This window comes from Fructilactobacillus sp. X7R4C1, assembly GCF_059901115.1.
In genome coordinates this window covers 170,074-195,101 of the sequence record NZ_JBWXVD010000003.1, presented here as the reverse complement: position 1 = coordinate 195,101, position 25,028 = coordinate 170,074, and the positions used below count along the sequence as shown (strand labels likewise).

Sequence of the window (25,028 nt, the reverse complement as noted above, 5' to 3'; positions counted from 1 at the left end):
GTTATTATGCCACCTTTTCCGTGTTTTCTGATGTAGTGATGGGAGTCTTGTTTTCGTGTTTTAATTCCTTGATTGACAGCATGATTACGAAGCTAACGAGGTAAATCCCGCTCAAAAAGAGGATCACCGCCATGAGGTTAAAGCGATCCATCAAGAATCCAATCAGGACGGTGGAAAAGCTGCCGACACTTTTAGCAATACTCATGATGGTGTTGTTGGCCGTTGCCCGAATCTCGGTTGGGTAGAGCTTGCTGACGATGGTTCCATAACCACTATACATCCCGTCGGAACAGAAACCAACGATTCCACCACCGATGAGGAATTCCAACTTATTTTGCGCGATAATCAGTAAAAAGACTGAGGCAGCGGCGGCTAGTAGCCAGATGCCATACGCCAGACGACTGCCGAGGTGATCCTGAACGATCCCAAAACACATGATCCCAAGTGACATGCCGACGATGGTCGCAATCATCCAGAGGGAGGAACCGGCCACTGAGATGTGCATTCTTTCTTGAGCAATTGAGGGAAGCCAACTAATGAGACCGTTATAGCCGGCGATGTGAATCATGAACATAATCATGATTCTGACCGTTAGAAAGCATTCTTTCGGGGTGGCGAATAATTCGGTCCAGTGGCTGAAATCACGGTTAGGATCTTTTTCAATGGCGTTTCGGTTCTCGGTAAATTCTTTACTCTCGGGTAAGTGAAATCTGATAAACCAAGCTAAGATAACGGGAACGATCCCAATGAAGAAGAGGACGTGCCAACCAAAGTGGGGAAGAATAAAGGCAGATAGGAGGGAGGCAATAATTGAACCAATCTGACCGCAGACTCCAGCAGCGGCCGACAAGCGACCGAGATATTTCTTGGAGAAGGCCTCACTTAGCATGGTAATCGCAATCCCATACTCACCAGAATTACCGACACCGATGATGATGCGAAAGAGACATAGCATCCAGAACGAGTTGGTAAGTCCCATTCCGGCGGTTCCAATGGCATAGATAATGATGGTCCAGCAGAGAGTTTTGACCCTTCCATAACGGTCGGCGATTGCGCCAAAGCCAATCCCACCGAAAATGGATCCGATGGCGGTAATGGCTGGCAGTAAGCCACCCTGAGCCTTTGAGATGTTTAAGCTAATGATGATTGAAGCCAGCGCCAGTGACATGAACATGGCGTCCATTCGTTCCAGGATGAACCCAATCCCAGTTGACCACGTGATGCGCTTTTGATACTTTGTCAATTTTGGCATAAAAAAATTGTCCTCCCATTTAATTCTGCAGGGTCCAGATTCACCGCACAAAATAGCATGAGAACACAATCGTTCAATCATTATATGGATAACATGTTATGCTTGTGGCTTCTCTGAACCATTTAAAGCTCTATATTGTAATTAATATTATCATAAAGTTGATAAAATGCAATGCAGTTTTACTGAAATAAATTATGGTTATGAGATTAGTTATTAAATATACCAGTTTGTATTTAATTTAAAGAATTATTTTTCAGTTTTATGTTTATTATGCTTGTGTTTTATTCCAAAGTTAACTAGAATGATAAAAATAGTAAAGTGGACACTGTCCACGGAAGGAATATATATAATGAATGATGTATATGAACCAATTGCTATTGTAGGAATTGGTTGTGCTTATCCACCAGAAATTTTTAACGAAAAAGACTTTTTTGAATTTGTTAAAGGTGGAAAAAATGGAGTAAATGTTGTTAATGATTCTATATGGGATAAATCTAAGTATTATTCTTCAAATCATAGTGAAGATGACAAGACATATTGTGAAAAATCAGGATTCTTAAATAAAATGCCTATGGATTCTTTGCTTTTAAAAAAGTTTGATATAGATTTTGATTCTGTAAAAGTGTTAAACAAAACTCAGCAATTGATGTTACATACCATATTAAGTGCTATTGACGCGACGGGATCTTCAGTTGATGATTTTAAAGATTCTTTATTGGTTGTAGGAAATATGTTAGGTGATGAAGCTTATGCAAATTTTGTCTTAGCTAAAAGGTATGTAGAATATTTTAAGATTGCTAAAGAATTTGGGATTAATTCATCTGATTTATTGAGCAAATTAAAGGATTCAATGTTTGATAAATTTATTAGTAAAAATATATCTCTTTTTAATATATTTCCATCTAATTTGCTTGCTGGTGTTACAAAAACACTTAATTTGAATTGTAATTCTTTTGTTCTTGATGGCGCTTGTTCGGGTAGTTTATTAGCTTTAGATGAAGCAATCAAAAACATTCATTTGGGTGAATGTAATAGTGCAATAGTTACTGGTGTATTGGGGAATATTGGAGTTACTGGAAATGTTGCGTTTTCTAAAATCGGAGCTTTATCCTCAACTACCGCAAATCCTCTAGACGAAAGTGCTGATGGATTAATTCCTGGTGAAGGATGTGGCACGGTCATTTTAAAGAAATTAACTGATGCAGAAAATGATGGCGATAATATATTGGGAGTTGTGTCAGGTTCTGGTGTCTCAAGTGATGGATCAGGTAAGTCGATTTATGCCCCTTCATCTGAAGGTCAATATAGAGCAATGAAAAAAAGTTTGTTGAGGAGCAACATTGATTTTAGTGATGTTGATTATGTTGAAATGCATGCTACTGGAACACCAGTTGGGGATAAAGTCGAATTAACAGCACTTGAACATTTAATGAATGAATATTTACGAAAAGATAAATTATATGTTGGCTCTATGAAGCATCAAATTGGCCATAGTTTTTCAGCAGCTGGGATGGCAAATTTATTTAAAGTATTGTTATATTTTGATGAACCTAATTATCCAATTACATTTGGATTTAATAAGTATCCAAGTGACTTAGACGATGATATAAAAAATAATATAGTTGTAGTTGATAAAAAGGTTGATTGGCTCAGTAAAAACAAAACACCTAAAACGGCAATGATAAATGCTTTTGGTTTTGGTGGTATTAATGCAAATATAATAGTTCAAAAGTATAAAGAAGGATATTTTAGTGAAGAACAAAAAGAGTCTAAATATGATGATGTATATCAAATAAATGGTATTGGTTTTGCATCTAGTAAATTTAAAGATGTTGATTCTTTTATTAAAAATAATGAAACTACTATTGATTTTCCATATTTAAAATATAAATTACCTCCAACCGTTGCTGAAAAGATTGATTATTCTCAAAAAATTGGCTTAATAGCGGCTAATGATGCTTTAATTGATGCAAAAAATAATTTATCAAAAATAAAACGGGATAGAATAGGATTATTTGTTGGAGGAATGCTTGGGCTTGAAAAAGCTTACTCTTATGATAGTAGGATTAGAAGTAAAGAACTATCTGAGTGTTTGCATCAATTAAATTCGAAAATTAATGATAGCACTCTAAATGAAATTGAAGGTAAATTTAAAAATTCTTTTACTAGTTTAAGCGAAGATAGTTTGCCTGGATTTATGGATAATATTGTTGCAGGAAGAATTTCTAATGCATTAAATATTCAAGGCTCTAATTTAGTTATCGATGCAGGTGATAGTTCTTTTGTTACAACTTTGCATCAAGCTATTAATAGTTTAAATATAGATGAATATGATGCAGTAGTTGTAGGTGCCGTTCATGCTAATACTGATGATAGTTATTTAGATTTAAAAGCAACAATTGAAAATAGTAAAGTGATTGACCCACAAAAATCAGCATGTTTTTTTGTAATTACCAAAAATACAACAAAAGATTCTAAATATGGGTACGTCACGAATCCTGTACCTTCCCATATTTCAAACAAAGATAACTCATTTAAATCTAAGTTTAGAAATTATTTAGGAACTCAAGATGCAGTAGAATTATTAACTTCCGTAATAAGTGATCCAGATACAAAAACTGAATTTCATACTAAATCTAATAATTATCAGAATTGGGAATATAATTTTTTGCCTAGAGTGACAAATATTCGTAAAGAAAAAATTGCTTTTTTTGATACTTATGATGCTTATAGTATTGAAGATATGATTAATAATAATAGTTTTTCAGAGAAATTATTAAATACGTCGAGAGTTGCAATTGTGTATAAATGTAAGAAAGATTTAATTGAAAAAAGTAGATTATATAAAAAAATTAAAAAGGGAGAATAGTATGAATATTTCAAATGGATTAGAAGAAAAAATTAATAACAATGTAAAAGATATAATTGAAGGGAAAAGAACTAAAAATTACGTATTTGAACCCTCGTTTGAATCTGCACAAGATGGGACATCTGTAATAAATAATAAGGATGTTGTCATGCTTACTTCTAATAATTATTTAGGTATGGCAACAGATGCGGATGTAGAAGAGAAAATGAAAGATGCTATTGATAAATATGGAAGTGGAACCTGTGGTGCAAGACTGCATAATGGAACAACTGATATGCATGTTGAATTAGAAAAGCAATGTGCCAAATTTTTTAATACTGAATCTGCGGTTATTTTAAGTTCTGGATTTATGGCAAATTTGGCTGCCATTTCATCTATAGCTGATGATGAAACATTAATTATTACTGATAAACTTAATCATGAAAGTATAGATGATGGAATTAAATTATCTGGTGCAACCGTAAGAATATTTGAACATAATAACATGGAAAAGTTAGAGTATATTCTTTCTAATAATGATGACTATGATAAAAAATTGATCATTGTTGAAGGTGTTTATTCTATGGGCGGTGATTTATGCCCACTAGATAAAGTCAATGAATTAGCAAAAAAATATAATGCAAGTGTTTTAGTCGATGAGGCGCATGCTTTTGGATTTATAGGTAAACATGGAAGAGGAGTTTCAGAATTATTTAATGTAGAGAAAGATGTACATATGAGGATGATAACTTTTAGTAAATCGGCGGCTACGGTTGGTGGATGTATTGCAACAGATAGAAAAACTGCTGAGTATATAAAGCATAATTCCAATCAATATATTTTTAATGCAAGCTTACCACCAACAATTATTGCTGGAACAATTGAATCTATTAAAAAAATCCAAACAGAAACATGGAGGAGAAAAAAATTATGGGAAAATACACTAAGGTTTAGACGTGGACTATTATCCATGGGATTAAATGTAATGGAAAGCACATCACCAATAATTCCTATATTTGTTGGTGATGATGTTCTAAACATGAAAATCACAAAAGAATTATTAGATAAAGGTGTCTATATAGCAACTGCAATATACCCAGCTGTTCCTCATAATTCGAGTAGGTTGAGAGCAACGATTACATCGTCATTAACAAATGCCGAAATTGATTATTCATTATCGACTATTAAAGCTGTTTTTAGTAGTAATGGATTACTTTAAGGGGTTTTGATAATGAAAGACAACACTTTATTAAAAAATAATGATATTTTGCAACGTATACCAAAAATATATAATAATATAGCATTTACTTTTCCTGGACATGGATCTCAATATAAAAAAATGTTTAAAGATTTTAACAATAGTATTTTTAAAAAATATTTAGCGCTAGGAGATAAATACTATCAGGAAGTATCACAAACTAATGACAAATTAAGCGATTTAATTAACACCCCTGCTATTAATTATTCTTATGTAATGCAACCAGCTATATTTATAGTTGAATATTCAATGTTTCAAACGATGATTAGTTATGGAATAAAACCAGATATTTTAATTGGCCATAGTTTAGGAGAAATATCTGCATTAGGTTGTGCAAATGTATTTTCTTTTAGAGACGGAATTGATATATGCTACAGAAGGGCTAAAATATTGAATTTCTTGCCCCAAACAAATAATGGAATAATGTTAAGTATCAATATGGATAAAGATTCAATTAAAAAAATACTTGATAGTTATCATATGGAAATATCTATTGTTAACGACAATCAACATGTTGTTACTTCAGATAATATTTTTAAAATTTTAAAATTAAGAAAATATTTGGATTCAAAGAAAATAAAATCATCTATAGTTAAAAGTCCATTCCCATTTCACTCAAAACTAATGGAGCCGGTAGTTGAAAAGTTTAAAAAGTCTATTACTGAATTTAAGTTTAATGAAATGAACTATAATATTTATTCGCCAATTTTACAAAGAGAGTTAACTAAAAGTGATATTAAAAATATTCCTGAAATTATTTCAAATAGTTTAATTAAAAAGTTTGATTTTGAGAAAAGCATTAAAGAGATTCATTATCAATATAAGGTAGGAATATTTGTAGAAATTGGATCAGGATATATATTGACTAATCTAGTAGATAATATTTTATCAGATTGTTATGTTTCAATTAATTTAAATTCTCCTAAAAGCGATGATAATTTAACGTTTTGTGAAGCAATAATACAAATTAAATTGAATTTAATTAAAGATCGTACAGAAATGGAAGGTAATAAATCAATGAATGAAAACGATAGTAAAATTACTGAGATCCAAAAAATAACTGGCTATCCGGAAAATGTCGTATTTGAAATGATTCATAGTAAATATGACAATATCAGCATAAAATATGCAGTTTCTCCGCAAGTAGCTAAAAAGATTCAGTCTATTATAGACCTTAATGATACAAATATTAATATTGGAAGTATAAGCAATTCAAGTTTAGAAAATGAAAGTATAGATAATAATGTAAAGAATGATGAAATAAAAAATGAAAGTGATACAAACATTGATGATCTTGTATTGAATACAATTGCATCGAAGACAGGGTACCCCAAAGAGGTTTTACAAAATGATGCTGAATTAGAGGCTGATTTGGGTATCGATTCAGTTAAAATCGGTGAAATAATAAATGAAATTTCTAAAAAAAGTAACATTGATATTACAAATCAAACAATTATTCCTAAATCTGTAGGAGATATAATTGATTTCTTTAATACTAACTTAAATAATACAGGTGAAATTAAATCTATTAAACATAATGATAAGAAGAATGACAAAGTAAAGGATAAAAATGGTACAAACATTGATGATCTTGTATTAAATACAATTGCATCGAAGACAGGATATCCTAAAGAAATTTTACAAAATGACGCAGAGTTGGAAGCGGACTTGGGCATTGATTCCGTAAAAATTGGCGAAATTGTAAATGAGATAGCTAAAGATTTAAACATTGATGATATTAACAATAATTCATCAGTTAAAACTGTTGATGATGTTATTGAGGCCTTTAAGGGAAAGTATTATGAATAAAGCTAATAGATATGAAGCAGTTACTATTCCATATTCAATAGTAGACGAAGATAGTAAGTTAAACTTGTATAATAAGAACATTATGGTTATTGGAAATAGTGATAATAAAGAGCTTTCCAGTAATTTGGTTATGTTATTAAGTAAAACGAATAATGTTGAATTTTGTTCATTTAGTTATAATACATCTGATGATGAATTGAAAAATTATTTTAAAGATAAAAGTAATTTCGACGTAATATTGAATATGAGTTCTTTTTTTACTAATTCAGATTTAAACGATACATTTAATAAATGGAATGACAAAGTTAATTATATTTACAATTGTGCATTTTATTCATCTAAATATAATTATGAAATGCTGAGTAATGGAGCCTGCTATATAGGACTAACTAATGTTGGCAATGCTTTTGGCATTGAAAAGGGTGGTAATACAAGTAATAGTTTAAGTGGAATTTTAACCGGATTTATTAAGGGATTAGAAAAAGAACTAAGGCCGATTAATTGTAAAGTTGTAGATTTCGATAGTGATTATATACATGATAATGATATTCTAGAAAAAACAATCATTTCTGAAATGACCTCATTTGGAAATAATATTGAGATAGCATACACGAAAAATGAGAGGAAAAAGGTAGTAACAATACCTGCAATTAAATTAAATAAAAGTAAAGATATTTCAATAAGTAAGAGCGATACAATCTTGTTTACTGGCGGTGGCAGAGGAATAACAAATAAAATATTAATTGGGATGTTAGAAAGGTACCAATGCGCTGCTGTTATAACTGGAAGAACTAAAATAACCGAAGAAACATATAAAATTGCAAGAATGAATGATGATGAATTAAATGATTATAAACGAAAATTCATGATGGATGAATTTAATAAACATAGTAAAGAATCACCTTTATATATGGCTAATGAATTTAATAAATTATTACATTCTAAAGAATTGTTAGAAAATTTAGAGTATTTGAAAAGTAATGGATATAATATTGATTATGTTTCGTGTGATTGTAGTAATGATGATGATGTTAACAATTTAAAGAAACGATTAATAAATAAAGGTATAGACATAAAAGGAATAGTTAATGGTGCAGGTCTGCCATCGTTTGGTAAGATAATCAATAAAAATGAGAAATTAGCTAATCAAGTTGTTACATTAAAAGCCAATTCTTTATTTTTATTGAATAAATATTTTATTAATGAGAATACAAAATTTGTAATTAGTATGGGATCCATTTCAGGAAGATTTGGTATGGATGGTCAAGCTGACTATTCCGCTGGCGCAGATGTTCTAGTTAAAATAACTAATGAATTAAAAGCAGTTAATTATAATTCTAATGCTATATTTAAAGTTATTGGTTGGCCTGCATGGGACAAAGTTGGAATGGCATCTAATTCAGATGTTATGGAAATTCAACAAAATCAGCGGGGATTAACTTATATTGATCCAACAGAAGGAGTAAGACATTTTTTAAATGAACTTAATGATGATGGAAATGGTTCAGAATATTTATATTTTGGAGAATTGGGTACAGAAAATATGCCTAAAGGGCAACTAGATTATATTAATTTAGGAAAATATAATTATAAAACTCAATTAGACGAGAATAATCATGTGGTAAACAAGATAAAGTATCCTTGGATTAACAAAATAAATAAATATAGCAACAAATTTATTGAGGGTCAGAAGAAAATAAATATTTCTGTTGATAAACATTTAGAAGAACATATTGTTAAAGGACAAAATGTTTTGGCAGGAGTTTTCCATGTTGAAATATGCGCCGAGCTAAGCAAGTTATTTTGTGATATTCACGATTTTGATGGGTTTGAAATAAACAAGATAAAGAACTTTAAATTTAATGAATTCGTTAAATTTTATAAACAAAATCCACTATTATTAAAATTTAGGCTTTTTTTAGTTAATAAAAGCAGTAATGAAATGATGTTTAAGTTTGAAATTAGATCTGATTTTATGAATTCAAATCATAAAGTATTGAGAGAAGATAGATTACATTCTAGTGGTGAGATAATTTTATCTAAGGAGAAAAAAGCTAAGAAGAAATTTCATCCTTATGATTATATATCCAATAAAGGGGTTAATATTGATCTTTCTAAATATTATCGTGTAGCAAAAGACAATATTTATTTTGGGAATGATTTTAAATATTTAAATAGTGTTGAGTTATTTAAGAATGATATTGGTATGGCTATGATGGAGGAAAAAGATGAAAGTGTAATTTTGAATGATATTAAAGATTATTATAGTCAAATAAATCCTATTGGCATTGATAATATAGGTCGAGTAATGTTATTAAATGAGTTTAATAATTATGGGAATTCTATAATACCTATAAATATTATTTATTCTGTCTTTTTTTCTAGAATGAATAAAAATAATGATTATAAAATTTTTTGTAAAAAAATCAATGATAGTAATGAATATGTTAAGTATATGGCAATTGTTGTGGATAATGATAACAATATTATGCTTGAAATACCTTGTATGAAATTAATTAAATTAGAAAAAAGTTTAAAAAACAATGAAATTATTGAGTAAAATAAGTAATAAAGTTGGTATATTTGAATCATTTGAATTTGATTATAATAGTAATATAAATTATCTGACCAAATTTTTAACTGAAAAAGAAATTAGATCTAAAAAACTCAACTCTTTATCTAAAGAGAGACAATTGTCTTATGTTTATAGTAGAATTCTTCTTAAATCAATCTTTCTAGAAATTAATGCTAAAAGTGAGTTTTCTAATATTGACATTGTAAATAGAGAAAATGGTAAGCCAATATTAATTTATAATGGGATAGTTAAAGATAAATATTTCATAAGTATCTCTCATTATTCCAATAAGGAATTTGTTGGAATAACTACGGTTAATTGTGGAATTGATTGTCAATTGGTATTAAAAAATAATCATAATTTTTTTGAATATTTTTGCAATAATGATGAAGAATTAAGATATTTTGAGATAGCAAAAAAAGAAATGAGTATTAATAAATATATGACAATTTTGTGGTGTATTAAAGAGAGTTGGATAAAGTTAACTAGTCATAAAGAGATAGTTTTACCTAGAAGCATAAAATTAAATATTGATAGTATTCGATATAGTCAAAAATTTTTGGTAGTTCATACTAGAATAAATAGTCAATGTCATACTGCAAGAATAATTTTTTTGAACAACTATTGTTATTGTGTTCTTTATTAAAAGCAGGAGTTTTATGGTTAAAAATAAAAAAGAATCTTTAAAATATGAAATGATAAAAAAGGGAGTTGAAATTGTTAAATCAGGTGGAATTGATAATGTTTCTTTAAGAAAAGTAGCTAGTTTATGTGGAGTCACGCATTCGAGTCCTTATAGGCATTTTAAAAATAAAAATGACTTTTTGAACTATGTAATACTTGAAATATCATCAATATTTGGAGCGTATCTTACAAAAAATATTTCCATTGAATCTAGTTATAAAAATATGCTTATAAATATGGGTTGTAAATTTGTTGAATTTTCAGTCAAATATCCAAAATTTTTTGATGCATTATTTTTAAGTGATTATGTCATACCAACAAAATCAGAAAATGAAGAATTAACATCTGATGTATCTTTACCTGGTTTTGATGAGTTTAAAGATATTGTCAATAAGTTTTCTTTAGAAAATAAAATCCATATGAAAAATAATATTGAAACAATGCAATTATGGAGTTTTATTATGGGTTTATCTATAATAATAGGACATCATAATATCCAAAGTTATGATAAGAATTGGACAAAGGTAATTATTTCTAAAATGGTAAATATATATATACTAGGAAGTAGGTAAATTTTGAAAACATTAATCGTTTATGCTCATCCATATAATAAAAGCTTTAATCACTCAGTTTTAGAAGCAATTGAGGATAAAAATAAAGGAAACTGTACTGTTATTGATTTATATAAAGATAAATTTAATCCTGTATATACTACTGATGAATTAAAGCTATTTAAATATGGTAAAACAACAGATCAATTAGTGGAAAAATATCAAAAAATGATTTTATCATCATCTAAAATTGTTTTTATATTCCCAATTTGGTGGAATGAAGCTCCGGCAATTATAAAGGGATTCTTTGATAAAGTTTTTAAATGTAAATTTTCATATACTGACACTAAATTTGGAATAAAAGGTAATATAAAAAATATTGAGAATGTTGAAGTTTACACTACATCTAAGTCTCCAACTTGGTATTTAAAACTATTTGCTGGTAATTATATAAGAAGAGTGTTTATAAAAAGTACATTAAAGCAAGTTGGAATTAATAATTGTCATTGGAGTAATTTAGGAAACATCAAAAAAATAGACAATATAAAGAGAAGTAAATATTTAAGTAAGATATAAATAACAATTATTTCTTAAATACGTATAATTTTATAGTATGATATATGGTACACATTCTTGTACCTTAAAAAACTTTGTTCGATATTTAATTGAGCTAAGTCTTTTTTTGTTTGAAAATTAAATTATCTTATGGATATTATTTTACCCACAAAAAAACAGCCGCATCACTGCAGCTGTTTTCCAATCTTTAATTAACACATGTGGATTCCCATCTTTTTGTATGAATTCATAGCGGGGATATCTAAGTCCTTCACCGGGATGCCCTCTTCTTTTGAAAGAGCGTTCAGTAGGGTATCCATGTTCATTAACTTGTACTTCTTGTGTGGATCATTCTTGTCATAAGCTTGAATTTGGAGCATCATGCCACCGTCTTCGTGTTCCGTGATGTGACAGTGATACATGTAAACACCAGGAAAGTCGAACTTAACTTGCAGGCGAACTACTTCACCAGGGTTAACCCCAATGGTGTCCTTCCAACCGTGTTCGTTTGGATAAGGATCACCACCGTTTCTGGAAAGTACTCGGAATTGAGTTCCGTGCATGTGGTAGGGGTGAACCATCCCACCATCCATTTCATTTGAGTTAGATACTTCCCAAATTCGTTCTTTGCCAACTTCTTGGCGATCGTCGATTCGTTGCATGTCAAACTTCTTGCCGTTGATTTCAACGGATTCGTCCATTCCAGACATAGCTGCCTTATGAACGGGAGCGTCCTTGTCAATTTTGGCAAATGGTGGCATGTCAACGAGGTGATCTGGGAGCTTGGTGTTGTCTGGTGCGAACTCATGAATCTTAAACGTCATGATGGGAACGTCGTCGGAGTAGAGTTGAACTTCATCACCGGGTTTATAACCACTGAAATCAACGATGACTTCATCACGTTCGGCACAAACCATCATGAGGTGTGTAAACTCGACTGGTTCAGGAAGAATTCCGCCATCAGAACCAATCTGGGTGAACTTTAGATCGTCATCAAAGTGAAGGCGCCATTCACGACGGTTGGAGCCGTCCAGGAATCTGAGTCGTACTCGTTGGGTAGTAACATCAAAGTAGGGGTTCACGGTACCATTAATCATGGCAGTTGGACCTTGAACACCGTCTGGATCGTAGTCTTCTCTGTAGTTTAGTTGGTTACCCTTGTGGAAATGACGGTCTTGTAGGACAACGGGAATGTCATCGACTCCGTAATTTCTTGGGAAAGGTAACTTGGATTCAATGTCGTCTTGAACAACCACTGGGGTTGCAAGACCCTTGTAGACTTGTTCAGAAGTTTCTGGACATGGATGAGCGTGCAACCACAATGTGGCAGCAGGCTGATCCACCGTAAACTCAATTTCACTGCTTTCACCAGGGTAAACTGGTGCGTGACAACCACCGTCAACGTATGGACCGGAAACATTTAGTCCGTGCCAATGAAAGGTGGTTAAAACTGGTAAGTCATTTTTTAAGGTCACATGCATGTGTTTACCCTCTTTTAAAATGATGGTCTTACCTAAAATACTAGCGTTGTAACCCCAAGTCTTTGTTTTTTCACCGGGTAAAATCTGAGTTTCACCTGGTTGAGCATCCACCGTGTACCACATGTCGGTATCGGTTTCTTTATCGGGCTTTAAAATTTCGGGGATGTTTAATTTGTGTTCTGGAACATCAGGCACCTTGAGTGGAATGTATCCACCGTCATGGGTGTTAAAAGCTGGTTCATCATAGAAATAATCATTGTATACTTTTCGTTCGGACATTGTCTTGTTCCTCCCTAATTGTTTAACTATCTACTACACCATCATAATACAGCTTTTTAGACTATAATGCTTGTTTGTTAGCTAAAAACATAGAAAAAGATCGACTATTAAAGTCGATCTTTTTAAAACGTTGATTTTATTGTTCTTTGTACCATGGGTAATGGAAGTTACCTGGACGGTCAGTACGTTCGTAAGTGTGAGCACCGAAGTAATCACGTTGTGCTTGAAGCAAGTTAGCTGGAAGTACTTGAGCTCTGTATGAGTCGAAGTATGAAACGGCAGCTGACAATGATGGAACAGGAATACCTGCTTCAGTAGCTAACGAAACGATCTCTCTAGCTGAGTCTTGGTACTTGTTAGCGATGTCTGAGAAGTATGGGTCCATTAACAAGTTAGTTAACTTAGGATCCTTATCAAAGGCATCAGTGATGTTTTGAAGGAATTGGGCACGAATAATGCATCCAGCACGCCAAATCTTAGCTAATTGGTCGTACTTCAAGTCCCAACCGTAGTGTTCTGAGGCCATTCGCATTTGTTCGAAACCTTGAGCATAACTCATGATTTTACCGAAGTATAATGCTTGGCGAGCCTTTTCAACGATTTCGTCGCTGTTAAACTTAGGTTCTTTGGCAGGACCATGAAGAACCTTTGAAGCAGCCATTCGTTCTTTTTTCATCATTGAGATGAAACGAGCGTAAACTGATTCGGTGATAACTGATTGAGGAGCACCAATGTCTAAAGCATCAATTGAACTCCACTTACCAGTACCCTTGTTAGCACCACGGTCTAAGATTGCGTCAACAATTGGCTTGTTCTTGTCGTCGCCTAAGTCATCTTTTCTAGTCAAGATGTCAGCAGTGATTTCGATCAAGTATGAGTTTAACTCACCCTTGTTCCAATCTTTGAAGATTTTAGCAAGGTCATCAACTGAGTAACCAGCAGCATTTCTCAAAAGGTTAAAGGTTTCATCGATTAATTCCTCGTCACCGTATTCGATACCATTGTGGACCATCTTTACATAGTGACCAGCACCGTTAGGGCCAATGTAAGCAACACATGGTTCGCCATCTTCGGCCTTAGCAGCAATCTTTTCAAGGATTGGAGCAACACGGTCGTAGGCTTCTTTTTGACCACCGGGCATTAGTGAAGGGCCTTTAAGAGCTCCAAGTTCACCACCAGAAACACCCATTCCGATAAAGTTAATACCTGACTTAGCAAGTTTTTCACTTCGAGCCATAGTATCGTGGAAGTTAGTGTTACCACCGTCAATAAGAGTGTCACCCTTATCAAGTAATGGTAATAGTTCAGCAATAACGGCATCAGTTGGCTTTCCAGCTTTAACCATCAATAAGATCGTACGAGGTTTTTGAATTGATTCAACGAAATCCTTAACGTTGTAACTTGGAATCAAGTGTTTGTCACCGTGATCCTTCATTACTTGTTCAGTCTTACTTGCAGTACGGTTATAAATTGCAACTGTGTAACCGCGACTTTCAATGTTGAGGGCAAGGTTCTTACCCATAACAGCCATACCAACAACACCAATGTTTGCTTTTTTATCAGCCATAATATACCTTCCTTTTCGAATATATATGTTAATTCATTACACTAGTAGTTTACCATTTCACATTAGAATTGTGAAATAGAAACTTCAAATTTTGTAAGCACTTTCTTTACTTTTCAGCAGGGAAGTACCAACTGTGACCATCTCGAGCTAATAACTCGTCTGCTGCCTTTGGTCCCATTGAGCCTGGTTCGTAGTTAGGAAAATCAGGTTTGGTTTCGTCCCAGTACTTCTGAATGGGATCAACGTACTTCCAAGCGGCGGCAACTTCTGGCCAGCTTGCAAAGTTGGTGTGATCACCATTTAAGATGTCATGGAAAAGACGCTCGTATGGTTGAGGAACTTCTGAAGCCCGAGCATCATTTTGTAGGTAACTAAGGTCGATGGTTTCGGTATGGAAACCTTGTTTGGAATCCTTGACGTTGACTCTCAGTGTAATTCCACCGCGAGGGTCAATTAAAATTGAGAGGACGTTGGTTTTAAGAGTATCTGGCAAACCGGCTTTACTGAAGATGTTGTTAATGTCTTTTTTGAAGACAATATCAACTCTAGTGGCTTTGGTTTTTAACTTCTTACCAGTTCGAACGTAGAAAGGAGTGCCCTCCCATCTAGAAAGATTGTAAGTTACTTTTCCGGCAACAAAGGTATCATTATTAGAATCGTGTGGAACGTCTGGCTCGTCACGGTAGGCGGCTGAACCACTACCAGCTCCATATTGACCACGAACAAAGTTCTCTTTGACACCCTCAGTATTGTAGAAGTTCATACTTTCAAGGGTTTTGACCTTGGTAGCACGAACGTCAGTATCAACAAATGATTCTGGCTTATCCATTGCAAGGAGGGTCATGATTTGCATGGTATGGTTTTGAATCATATCACGTAAAGCACCGGCTGTGTCGTAATATCCGGCACGGTCTTCTACGCCAAGTTTTTCGGATAGGGTGATCTGGACGTTATCAATGTAGTTGTGGTTCCAAACGGCATCGATGATGGGGTTACCAAATCGAATAACTGGGATACTTTGAACCATTTCTTTGCCTAAATAATGATCGATGCGAAAGATTTGGTCTTCCTTAAACGCAGCGGTTAATTCATCATTTAATTTTTCAGCAGATTCATAGTCCCGACCGAATGGTTTTTCAATTACCAAGCGGTTAAAGCCACCATTGTCTGAAAGAACGTGTTGTTCCTTCAGATTTTTAGCAACGATTCCAAAGAATCTTGGGGCCATTGAAACATAAAAGATCCGATTACCATTAAGTTCGTATTTCTTGTCAAGTTCGTCGGCTAATTTACTCAAGGCCTGATAATGTTCCACGTTGGTAACATCATGAGATCTGAAGTAAAAATGACTAGCAAACTCTTCAGCTTGTTCTTGATTATCTGCTTCTGACGAGATGGAATCTAAAACCATTTTTTGAAATTCCTCATCGGTGTGGGGTCGTCTAGCTAACCCAAGCAGTGCAAAATGATTGTCAATACTGCCCTTTTTGTAAAGTTCAAATAAGGCTGGATATAACTTTCGCAAAGCAAGGTCACCAGTGCCACCGAAAAGCATGAATAATGCACGGTTAGCAGTTGCCATTAATACTCACTCCTTTTAATAATTATAGTTATTCGTATACAAGACCAATTATATAACACTACTGCTACCAAAAAAAGTGGTTTATTCCTTATTGTTCCACATATGAAAGCGCTATCTAAAGTATCCCTAACTTGACGCATTTCTTCATTATAAATAGTTTAAAATAATTTTTTGATTGCCAAATTGGTACAGGTCATAAAGTGACTGGCCGTAAAAAAGGGCTGATAATTTAAATGACATAAAAAAGTTTTCTACCATATTAATATGGTTTTAGTAATTAAAAATAAAATGGTAGTGAGAAATTCAAAACTGAGGATGAATCTGACAATCGATACATTAATATAGTAGAAACTGGTCAAAAACGGAAAAATTAGGTTGAATTAACCTAAAAACATGGTTGTCAAACTTTTTTTGGGGTAATTTTGCAGAAATTGAAGGGGGTATATGGCAAAAAAACGAGTAAAAATTACAAAATGATACAGGAAACACTCAATAATTCGGTGATTTTTAGGGTTATGTTGCAAAACATGTTACTTATGTTACAAAATAACAAAAATCGGCGATTTTTTTAAACACTGTGTTATTTGTGTGTAATGTTTTCCGTTTAGTATATACATTGTTGATTGATACAGGAGATCAACGAATTTAAAAAACAGAAAACCGGAAAACGAAAATTAGTTAAGAAATTTAGATTAGGAGTGATTATTATTATGAAGTCAAAAAGTATCAAGGCCGTAGTTTTATCAAGTGCCGCAGCATTAGGTTTATTAGCAGTAGGTGCTAACACCACCCACGCTTCAACAAACGTTACAGTTAAAGCAGGTGACACTGTTTCAGAAATTGCTCAACAATACAAAGTTTCTGCTAACCAAATCGCCAAAGCTAACCATTTACAAAATGTTGACCAAATCTCAGTTGGACAAAGATTAGTAATCCCAACTGGCGTTACTGTTCCAAACGCAGTATCACAACCAGCACAAACTACTGGTTACCAAGCACCAAAGACTACTCCAGCTGTTAAAGCCCCAGCTGCTAAGGTTGCACAACCTGTACAACAACCAGCTGCTGCTCAACCAGCCCAAGCACCAAAGGCTAATGTACAAGCCCCAGCTGCTCAACCAGCTCAAGCTCCTGTACAACAAGCACAACCTGCACAACAACAAGCTAATGCTCAATCAACCCAAGCACCAAAGGCTAATGTACAAGCACCAGTTCAAAAGAGCACTCCAGCTCCAGCAGCACCACAAACTAACCAAAGAACTTACGCTGTACAAACTAACGTTAAACCAGCTAACGTTAGCTACTCAAACAACGGTGGTGACGATGCAGCCAAAGCTTGGATCACTTCACGTGAATCAGGTGGCTCATACACTGCTTCAAATGGTAACTACTACGGTAAGTACCAATTATCTAAGTCATACTTAAACGGTGACTACTCAGCTGCTAACCAAGATCGTGTTGCCAACCAATACGTAACTTCACGTTACGGTTCATGGTCAGGTGCCCAAGCATTCTGGCAATCACACGGTTGGTACTAAGATAATTTATACTAACTAATTAATAAGAATTAATTGAAGTCGCGGTGATCGAAAGGTCACCGTGACTTTTTTAGCTTGAAAAATAATCCATTTATAAGTTATACTAATAGTAGACTTTTGCATGGAGCCAGGATTCTATTAGGATATTGTGAAAAGAAGTGGGTGTTGTGAAATTTTTCCTATTTTTATTGCACAAGGATTTTATTCTATGGTATAATGTCTTTGTGAAAGATGTTATTAGATTGCGTGTCTGTGGTGCTTTATCACCATTACAAACATACAATTTATTAGCAATAAAATAATATATTTTTTGGAGGTAGTTTTTTATGGAAGCAAATATTGGTAAGAAATTAGTTTTAGGTGTGGCATCATTAGCAGCCGTTTTAGGTTTGTCAATGGCCGTTGGTAATGTTAATGCAAATGCCGATACTGCAAATGGCGACACTAGCTCAACTCCTAATGACACTACTGGTTCAGTATCAGAAAAGTCAAATGCTCACGTTCAAGTAAGAACCGGATACTTAACTTTATCAGAAGTTCCCGATTTAAACTTCGGTGAAGCAGCTAACAATCCTAACCCACAATTTGGAATTCCGTTGCATGATAACCAAACCGGTAATGGTAAGCCACAATTAGTGGTTGTTGATGGTCGTGCCGTTAAAGACCAACCAAATGGTGCTGGTTGGAATGTCTCAGCTGCTTTAGGTCAATTTAATGATCAACCTGGTAATGGTTGGGGTGTTCAATTAAATCAAACCGCTTATAAGAATAGTACTGGCAGTACCGCTGAAGTTAATACTCCATTGCTTCAAGCCGGATCTAACAATTCTACCCAAGTTCTTTCAGCTAATGCTGGTCAAGGTTTAGGATCAACTTCAGTTAACTACTCAAAGAGTACTGACGCTAGTTTGAACATGCCAGCTAACGTTACTCCAGCTGATTACAACGCACAAATTACTTGGACTCTTAACGCACAAGGCCCACAAAACCCAACTAACTAATAGTTCTCTTTACGGGTGTGTATTGTATAACCAAGAAGACAGACCACGTACGGTTTGTCTTCTTTTTAGTAAATTAGAAAATTAATTAAGTAGGACGTGATTGTAATTTTATCAAGGTTGAAGAAATTCTGGTTACCGTTTTTACTTGCCGTTGCAACCATTCTTTTGATGATTCCGATACTTGGAACCTTAAAAACAAATGCAGCCCAAGGTCCATCAATTGCGGTTAAACCGAATTACACTAAGAATCAAATTAAGCAAGATGGAGTGATCTTTGTTCAAACTAAGCCGGGTCAAACCCAACAAATTAGTTTGAGCATCGTTAATTTATCCAAATCACCCCAGTCCTTTAGCATTGAACCAACAACTGCTTTTACTTCCGGTGGAGGTGCCATTGCGCTCAATCCGACTAATAAGTTTCCGACTGATAAAACTTTGAAGTATAAATTCAAGGATTTAGTCCAAGGAGACAAGAAGCAGACGATTAACTTAGCTCCTAATAAGGGAACCAACGTTAACTTTAACGTAAAAGCTCCGGACAAAACCTATCAAGGTGTCATCATGGGTGGACTGTACGTTAGTCCACAATTACCACCTTCCGCAGCTAAGTTAAGGGGAGTCAGCGTTAATAATAAGTTTGCTTTAGCAATGCCCGTCTATCTTCGTGACAACACTAATCAAACCATTAAACCAAAGCTTACGGCTCAAGGCATTAAACCGGGGAAGGTATCTAATGAACCGGTGATTTATACTAAGTTAGCGAACGAAAAGCCCACGACGGTTAGTCAAATGCATTTAAAAGACAAGATTTACCGAAAGAGTAATCCGAAGAAGGTCTTGAGTAAGGCCAACCAGAGTGGCTTAAGTATGGCGCCTAATTCCAACTTTAATTTTATGAATAATTTTGGCAAAAACGCGTTGTTACCCGGTAATTATCATTTGAGTTTGCAGGCTTCAGACATTAACGGAAACAAGTGGGATATTGAAAAAGACTTCCATATTTCAATTGCTCAGGCAGCAATTAATAATGCTAATAAAAACTGGTGGTGGATCATCCTATTGATTATCTTGTTAATCTTAATCTTGATCTTATGCTACGTTTTGTACCGTCAACACAAAAAACAAAAGGATTTGATTGCCGCACAGCAAGCAGAACTTGATAAAAGAAACGATCAATCTAAATAACTAGGTTGGGAGATGTACAAATGCGAATACAATGTTCTAAGTTTTTAAGGATGGTACTGTTAACTGGACTAACTATTTTAATAGCCATTGGGTTAGAAGCGAATGCAGCTTCGTTTGCGAAGAGTGAATCTAATTCAAATACCACAATTCGAATTGGTAGAAACGTAACCCCAGGACCCAATGGACAGGGTGGTCAACCTGAAGACATGTCTAATAAAACCCCAGGTCCCTCTGAATCAGAAGGCACTAAAATTCCGCCAACCATTGCTGTTAGTGGGGAGCAACAAGGTACGTTACCTCAAACAGGACAAATGCTTAAATGGGGCACAATGGTAGCCGGAGTGATTTTTCTCTTTATCGCTTTTCTGATTATATTAAACCGTCATTTCATTAAAAAATTAGAATTGAAGAATTCGAAATAAAATTCAAATGCGAAAACTAATTAAAATTATAATTTTAGTTGGAGTTTTGTTGATTGAACTGTTTGTGCCAATGACTTCCCAGGCCAATTCGGATGATTATCCGTCATTTTCTGCCACGCCGGTTTTGGGTGGACTTCCGCTTCAAAAGGGAAAGGAGTATTTTGCGATTCAAGCTAAACCGAATCGGGAATACCAGCTCCCGCTTCTTTTGAAAAATCACGGAGACCGTCCCATTAAAATTAGGTTAACGCTGAATAATGCAACGACCACGTCGAGTGGCAGTATTTCATACGCTAATCCAAGCGTGCTTAAAAATGATCAGAATTCGGTTTCTAGACAAGTTGTTGGAAAACTTAAAAGAGAAGTGAATTTGGCTCCGGATGCAAGTAAGGTAGTCAATTACCAAATCAGGACAAATTCACGAGTTATGGGAACAGAACTTGCTGGCATCACTGCTACTGGAGTGGTTCCTTCCGTTTCAAACGAGAAGGTTAACAGTTTAGCCAGTTACGTTATTGGAGTTTCGTTAAGTGGACAGGATGGATTGAAATTAGATCGTTTAAAAATTTCAAACATTGAGAGTGGAAATTATGATGGATTAAATGCGTTTAAAGTTACGATTAAGAATAATTACCCACAGCTGATTCAACATGCGAGGGTGCGAGTCAAAGTTTTTCATAACGAAAAGTTGGATACGATAAAGGAATATTCGGATGTCAGTATTGCCCCGAATACTCCTTTGGTGTGGACAATTCCCTATCAAAAATTGCAGCCTGGTAAGTATCGGATGGATATTATGATCCATTCTGACAAGCAAATGGTTCGATTGCACAAGACGTTTACCCCACTAAAGTTATCAAACCAAGTAGAGTCATACGTACCGGTTTTAATTGCGGTATTTTTGACCATCGAAATTTGGATTATTTTTTGGATTTGTCGGATGTTCTATCACAAAAAGAAAAATAAAAAGAATTGAGAAAAAATGAGAATAAAAAGAGAAGTACTTTATAAGCTATTAATAGGAGTGGTTTGTACTGCTGTATTTATGATTTGTGGCGCAATGATGAGTGTTAGGGCGGATCCAGATAATCCGTATAACATTCCTGCACCACCAGAATCAGGTCCGTCAATGGATGAATTTATGTTTGCTGGGATTCAACCGAATGAAAGCGTTCAAAAAAGATATCCCAACGTTCAGGTGGTAACTGATAATACTGGTGATGATCATTCTGCTCAAACCATGTGGTGGAAGAACCAAGTTGATTTACAAAAACCGTTTACAATTAAGTTTTACGTTTATATGAAAAACCCGAAAAAAGTTAAAACATTAGCTGATGGACTGACCTTTACCCTGCAAAATGACAATCCAAATGCCATCGGATCATCGGGTGAATCACTCGGTTCATATGGAAATGTCCGAACCGCTTCAAAGGCAATTGACAATGATCATGTTAATCCTAAAAAAGCATATTTGAGAACCCAATTTATTCACAATGCTTTATCGTTTGAGTTTGATCCATACTACAACGGAGATTATAGTGACCATAAATTGCCGCGAAAGATTCCACATACGGCGTTCATTTACCCAAATGAATTCACTGGTCCATTTGACTGGCACAATAAAGATCATATTGGAATCAATCACCATGATTATAGTCAGACGCCATCTTTAACGGCTAATCAGGGAACATGGATCCCGGTGACTTACAAGTGGATGCCTAATGACTGGCAACCAGATAGTAACGCCAGGTCGGATCATGCCACCGCAACGGTTACTTATAATGATCCCAAGTCTGGTCACTCAATTGACGGAATTGATCAGCATACCACTACTGAAAATGTTCCTTTAAGTCAATTTAACGGTAACTACGCCTGGTGGGGATTTACTGGTGCAACTGGTGCGTTGAACATGGTCAGTGCCATTGCCAATACCGAAATTCCTCAGATTCCTGGAGTTAAAAAATTAGTTTGTGATTTAAGTGCACTTCAACGTGAGGGGAAGTATAAGGATATTAATCCCTATGATAGTGATACCGGTGCCGCAAATGACATGATTAAGGAAATCGATCCAAGTGAATTTAAGGACCTTGTCACTAACGCTAAGGTTGGAGACGTGATGCTTTATAAGGTCGATACCTACAACTACAAAGATAATGGTTTAGGAAATACCTGGGATAACGTTAAGGTTACGGATGACATGACCAATCTAGGGATGCGTGGTCTGGACGATAACGATCAAATCGTGGCGGAATACCCCAACGGAATTGAACCCATCGACGATGATGGGAAACCTGACTCGGTTGGATTTCGAACGATTATTACTGATCCAGATCCTAATACTAAGCAGAATACGGTAACCGCTAAGGGAAGTAACTTTACGGCACCGGATGACGGAGTGGTTAAGTCAAGTCAGGCGACTGTCGAAATGTCGAATAACCCGTACGACAACGTTAAACCACGGGTTATTTTACAAAACCAGATGTCAAATGACGGTGGTAATACTTGGACCAATAATCTGACCGACGTCAAAGACGGAAGTGAGGTTCAGTACAAGATTTCCCTTCATAACATGATTGAAGGCACGCAGTTTAAAGATGGTTCGTATTCATTTGTGGTTCCAAGTATTAAAGACATCAAGAACATTGATGTTAACGGAGAACCAATTAGTAATAGTGATTATACGGTAAGTGACACCACCGATTATGAGATTAGTGGGAAAGACTCCAACTCTAACTTTAAGAACGCTAAGAAGATTACGATTAAGAATCTTCCAGACATGAATGGTCGAGAGGTAACTAATATTACCGCTGACCTTCAACTCGGGGACAATAATCCTGATAATATGAGTTCAATCCCTGAATTGACGGGAACCGATCGCAACCAGGATTCACTTAAGTTTCAAGGACGAAAAGAGACCTATAATTTCTATAATGGATCGGTTGTTTTGAATCAACCGCAGGATTTAGACTACGGCTTTCAAAATGACTACTTCTTTAAGGATCAGTACATGCAACCGAGAAACCTCGGTAAGAAAAAGACCCCGATTGACATCAACAAAGGATACGAGATTGCTAGTTTAACCGATGATCGTCGTGTTAAGAGTCCGTACAGTGTCTGGCTCTCTCAGGAGAATACTCCTGAAAATCCGCATGAGATTGGGAGACCCGGGTCACCATTTTCACTGGCTTACTTTGCCTTAAACAGCAAGCAACCAACCATTTTGAATCCAGGAACTGGCAACGTTCAGGTTTACAACTATCCTGGGAAAAAGGAAGATGGTAAGATTACGACTCCAATTAAATGGAATGCTAATCAAGGTCTTGATTTAAGGATGAACCAGAGTGGAAGTGCCGTCGGTAGTACCGGAGGATATGACGCTACGCTTAACTGGAGCATCAAGTATGGTTCAAAAGATAGTGGAACACCATAAAGACGGTTAATCAGTGATCGCGGTTATGATATGTTTTGCCAAATGAAAGGCTATCAAGGACTTGATAGCCTTTTTGGTTGTAGATAAATTTAATCATGAAGTTGGTAATTGTGAAACGCTTTTTTGATGTGTTTAAAATCTCCATAATGGCGTGCTATAATTAGCGTAAGTCTATCAAAGTGAGGAAACGTTATGGGTGAAATCAAGAAAAAAATGAAAGATCGACTTGATGCCTTCAGTGATGCCATTATTGCCATCATTATTACCGTGATGGTGTTGGAACTGCCGATTGAGAAAATGGGTGGAAACGTTGAGTATCTGGTTCTATTTCGTGCCATTGGAATCTATGCCGTTAGTTTTTGTTTTGTTGGGAACTTGTGGTATCAGCATGCACAAGTATTCAATGATACCGAAAAAGTCGCCAACAAGACGGTTGTCATGGACCTGGTGTTCCTCTTTTTCATGTCGTTAATTCCAACTTTTACTAAGCTTATGACCGACGATACATCGCAAATCACGGTGATGCTTTATGGCACTCTTTCACTAATTTTATTGGTGGCCTTTCGCATCATTGTGTCGCAAATTGCTGAAGTCAAGTACCGAAAGCACTCCAAGCAACATGAAGTTTTCAACTATATTTTTGCCAGAAACTTTAACTATTCAATTGCGGCGTACGTCATTTTGATTATTTTGGCGTTTTTCTTTCCTAGAATTGCTTTGACTTTATTTATCATTATCCCAATTTGGTCGTTTATTGAAAACAGCCACGAGCACGGGACCTTGAACTTGGCTAATCAAGGAATGGAAGAGGGCCAGGTTAATTTAACTGAGTCGGTTAAAAATTTGACAGCTGATCAGAAAAAATCCTTAAAAGCCAAGTTAGCTTCGACGATTAAGGCGTCAAAGGGTACTGATGATGAGAAAGAAAAGCATGAGATTTGGACCCAGTTTGCCAAGTGGGCCGCTGATCAGAGGTAAAACTTAAAGCATTGCTATAAAATATTTTTAGGG

18 protein-coding genes are annotated in these 25,028 nt (G+C 34.9%); 14 read left to right on the top strand and 4 right to left on the bottom strand.

The window, feature by feature from the left end; genetic code table 11:
* Positions 1-4: 4 nt before the first annotated feature.
* On the bottom strand, positions 5-1,252 hold the full coding sequence (locus AC6UC9_RS04830) for an MFS transporter (protein WP_500694127.1): 1,248 nt from the start codon (positions 1,250-1,252) through the stop codon (positions 5-7).
* A 349-nt stretch (positions 1,253-1,601) separates the two neighbouring features.
* Between AC6UC9_RS04830 and AC6UC9_RS04825 the strand changes: the two genes are divergently transcribed.
* The 7 genes from AC6UC9_RS04825 to AC6UC9_RS04795 are packed head-to-tail and all read left to right on the top strand — an operon-like array spanning position 1,602 to position 11,553.
* Positions 1,602-4,121, top strand: a complete 2,520-nt coding sequence (locus AC6UC9_RS04825) for a beta-ketoacyl [acyl carrier protein] synthase domain-containing protein (protein ID WP_500701296.1) — start codon at positions 1,602-1,604, stop codon at positions 4,119-4,121.
* On the top strand, positions 4,078-5,319 hold the full coding sequence (locus AC6UC9_RS04820; protein WP_500701295.1) for an aminotransferase class I/II-fold pyridoxal phosphate-dependent enzyme: 1,242 nt from the start codon (positions 4,078-4,080) through the stop codon (positions 5,317-5,319). Before AC6UC9_RS04825 ends, AC6UC9_RS04820 begins: the two co-directional genes overlap by 44 nt.
* A 12-nt stretch (positions 5,320-5,331) precedes the next feature.
* Positions 5,332-7,167: an ACP S-malonyltransferase gene (locus AC6UC9_RS04815; protein WP_500695864.1), complete on the top strand. Its 1,836-nt coding sequence runs from the start codon at positions 5,332-5,334 to the stop codon at positions 7,165-7,167.
* Complete coding sequence (locus tag AC6UC9_RS04810) at positions 7,160-9,727, top strand: SDR family NAD(P)-dependent oxidoreductase (RefSeq protein WP_500695863.1); 2,568 nt, start codon at positions 7,160-7,162, stop codon at positions 9,725-9,727. Before AC6UC9_RS04815 ends, AC6UC9_RS04810 begins: the two co-directional genes overlap by 8 nt.
* Positions 9,720-10,388, top strand: a complete 669-nt coding sequence (locus AC6UC9_RS04805) for a 4'-phosphopantetheinyl transferase family protein (RefSeq protein ID WP_500701294.1) — start codon at positions 9,720-9,722, stop codon at positions 10,386-10,388. Before AC6UC9_RS04810 ends, AC6UC9_RS04805 begins: the two co-directional genes overlap by 8 nt.
* Before the next feature lie 13 nt (positions 10,389-10,401).
* Entirely contained in the window at positions 10,402-10,998 is a 597-nt protein-coding gene (locus AC6UC9_RS04800) for a TetR/AcrR family transcriptional regulator (RefSeq protein ID WP_500695861.1), read from the top strand.
* A 3-nt stretch (positions 10,999-11,001) separates the two neighbouring features.
* Complete coding sequence (locus AC6UC9_RS04795) at positions 11,002-11,553, top strand: NAD(P)H-dependent oxidoreductase (RefSeq protein ID WP_500695860.1); 552 nt, start codon at positions 11,002-11,004, stop codon at positions 11,551-11,553.
* Positions 11,554-11,744: 191 nt separating this feature from the next.
* Here the strand turns inward: AC6UC9_RS04795 and AC6UC9_RS04790 are convergent, their stop codons facing one another.
* The 3 genes from AC6UC9_RS04790 to zwf all read right to left on the bottom strand — a co-directional run bounded on the left by AC6UC9_RS04790 (position 11,745) and on the right by zwf (position 16,441).
* Positions 11,745-13,292, bottom strand: coding sequence for a multicopper oxidase family protein (locus tag AC6UC9_RS04790; protein ID WP_500694126.1), 1,548 nt, complete (start codon positions 13,290-13,292; stop codon positions 11,745-11,747).
* Between the two features lie 136 nt (positions 13,293-13,428).
* Positions 13,429-14,859, bottom strand: coding sequence for an NADP-dependent phosphogluconate dehydrogenase (gene gnd / locus AC6UC9_RS04785; RefSeq protein ID WP_500694125.1), 1,431 nt, complete (start codon positions 14,857-14,859; stop codon positions 13,429-13,431).
* 106 nt (positions 14,860-14,965) lie between these two features.
* Entirely contained in the window at positions 14,966-16,441 is a 1,476-nt protein-coding gene (gene zwf / locus AC6UC9_RS04780; protein ID WP_500695859.1) for a glucose-6-phosphate dehydrogenase, read from the bottom strand.
* Positions 16,442-17,151: 710 nt separating this feature from the next.
* Between zwf and apf the strand changes: the two genes are divergently transcribed.
* The 7 genes from apf to AC6UC9_RS04745 all read left to right on the top strand — a co-directional run bounded on the left by apf (position 17,152) and on the right by AC6UC9_RS04745 (position 24,995).
* Positions 17,152-17,979, top strand: a complete 828-nt coding sequence (apf, locus tag AC6UC9_RS04775) for an aggregation-promoting factor (protein WP_500699564.1) — start codon at positions 17,152-17,154, stop codon at positions 17,977-17,979.
* 326 nt (positions 17,980-18,305) lie between these two features.
* Positions 18,306-18,980: a WxL domain-containing protein gene (locus AC6UC9_RS04770; protein ID WP_500699565.1), complete on the top strand. Its 675-nt coding sequence runs from the start codon at positions 18,306-18,308 to the stop codon at positions 18,978-18,980.
* Positions 18,981-19,097: 117 nt separating this feature from the next.
* On the top strand, positions 19,098-20,165 hold the full coding sequence (locus AC6UC9_RS04765) for a DUF916 domain-containing protein (protein ID WP_500694121.1): 1,068 nt from the start codon (positions 19,098-19,100) through the stop codon (positions 20,163-20,165).
* A gap of 20 nt (positions 20,166-20,185) precedes the next feature.
* Positions 20,186-20,587, top strand: a complete 402-nt coding sequence (locus AC6UC9_RS04760) for a hypothetical protein (RefSeq protein WP_500699567.1) — start codon at positions 20,186-20,188, stop codon at positions 20,585-20,587.
* Positions 20,588-20,594: 7 nt separating this feature from the next.
* On the top strand, positions 20,595-21,563 hold the full coding sequence (locus tag AC6UC9_RS04755; protein WP_500701293.1) for a WxL protein host-binding domain-containing protein: 969 nt from the start codon (positions 20,595-20,597) through the stop codon (positions 21,561-21,563).
* A gap of 6 nt (positions 21,564-21,569) precedes the next feature.
* The gene (locus AC6UC9_RS04750; protein WP_500701292.1) at positions 21,570-24,017 is read left to right on the top strand and encodes a lectin-like domain-containing protein; all 2,448 of its coding nucleotides are present in this window, start codon (positions 21,570-21,572) and stop codon (positions 24,015-24,017) included.
* Positions 24,018-24,209: 192 nt separating this feature from the next.
* The gene (locus AC6UC9_RS04745; protein WP_500701291.1) at positions 24,210-24,995 is read left to right on the top strand and encodes a TMEM175 family protein; all 786 of its coding nucleotides are present in this window, start codon (positions 24,210-24,212) and stop codon (positions 24,993-24,995) included.
* The last annotated feature ends 33 nt before the right edge of the window (positions 24,996-25,028 follow it).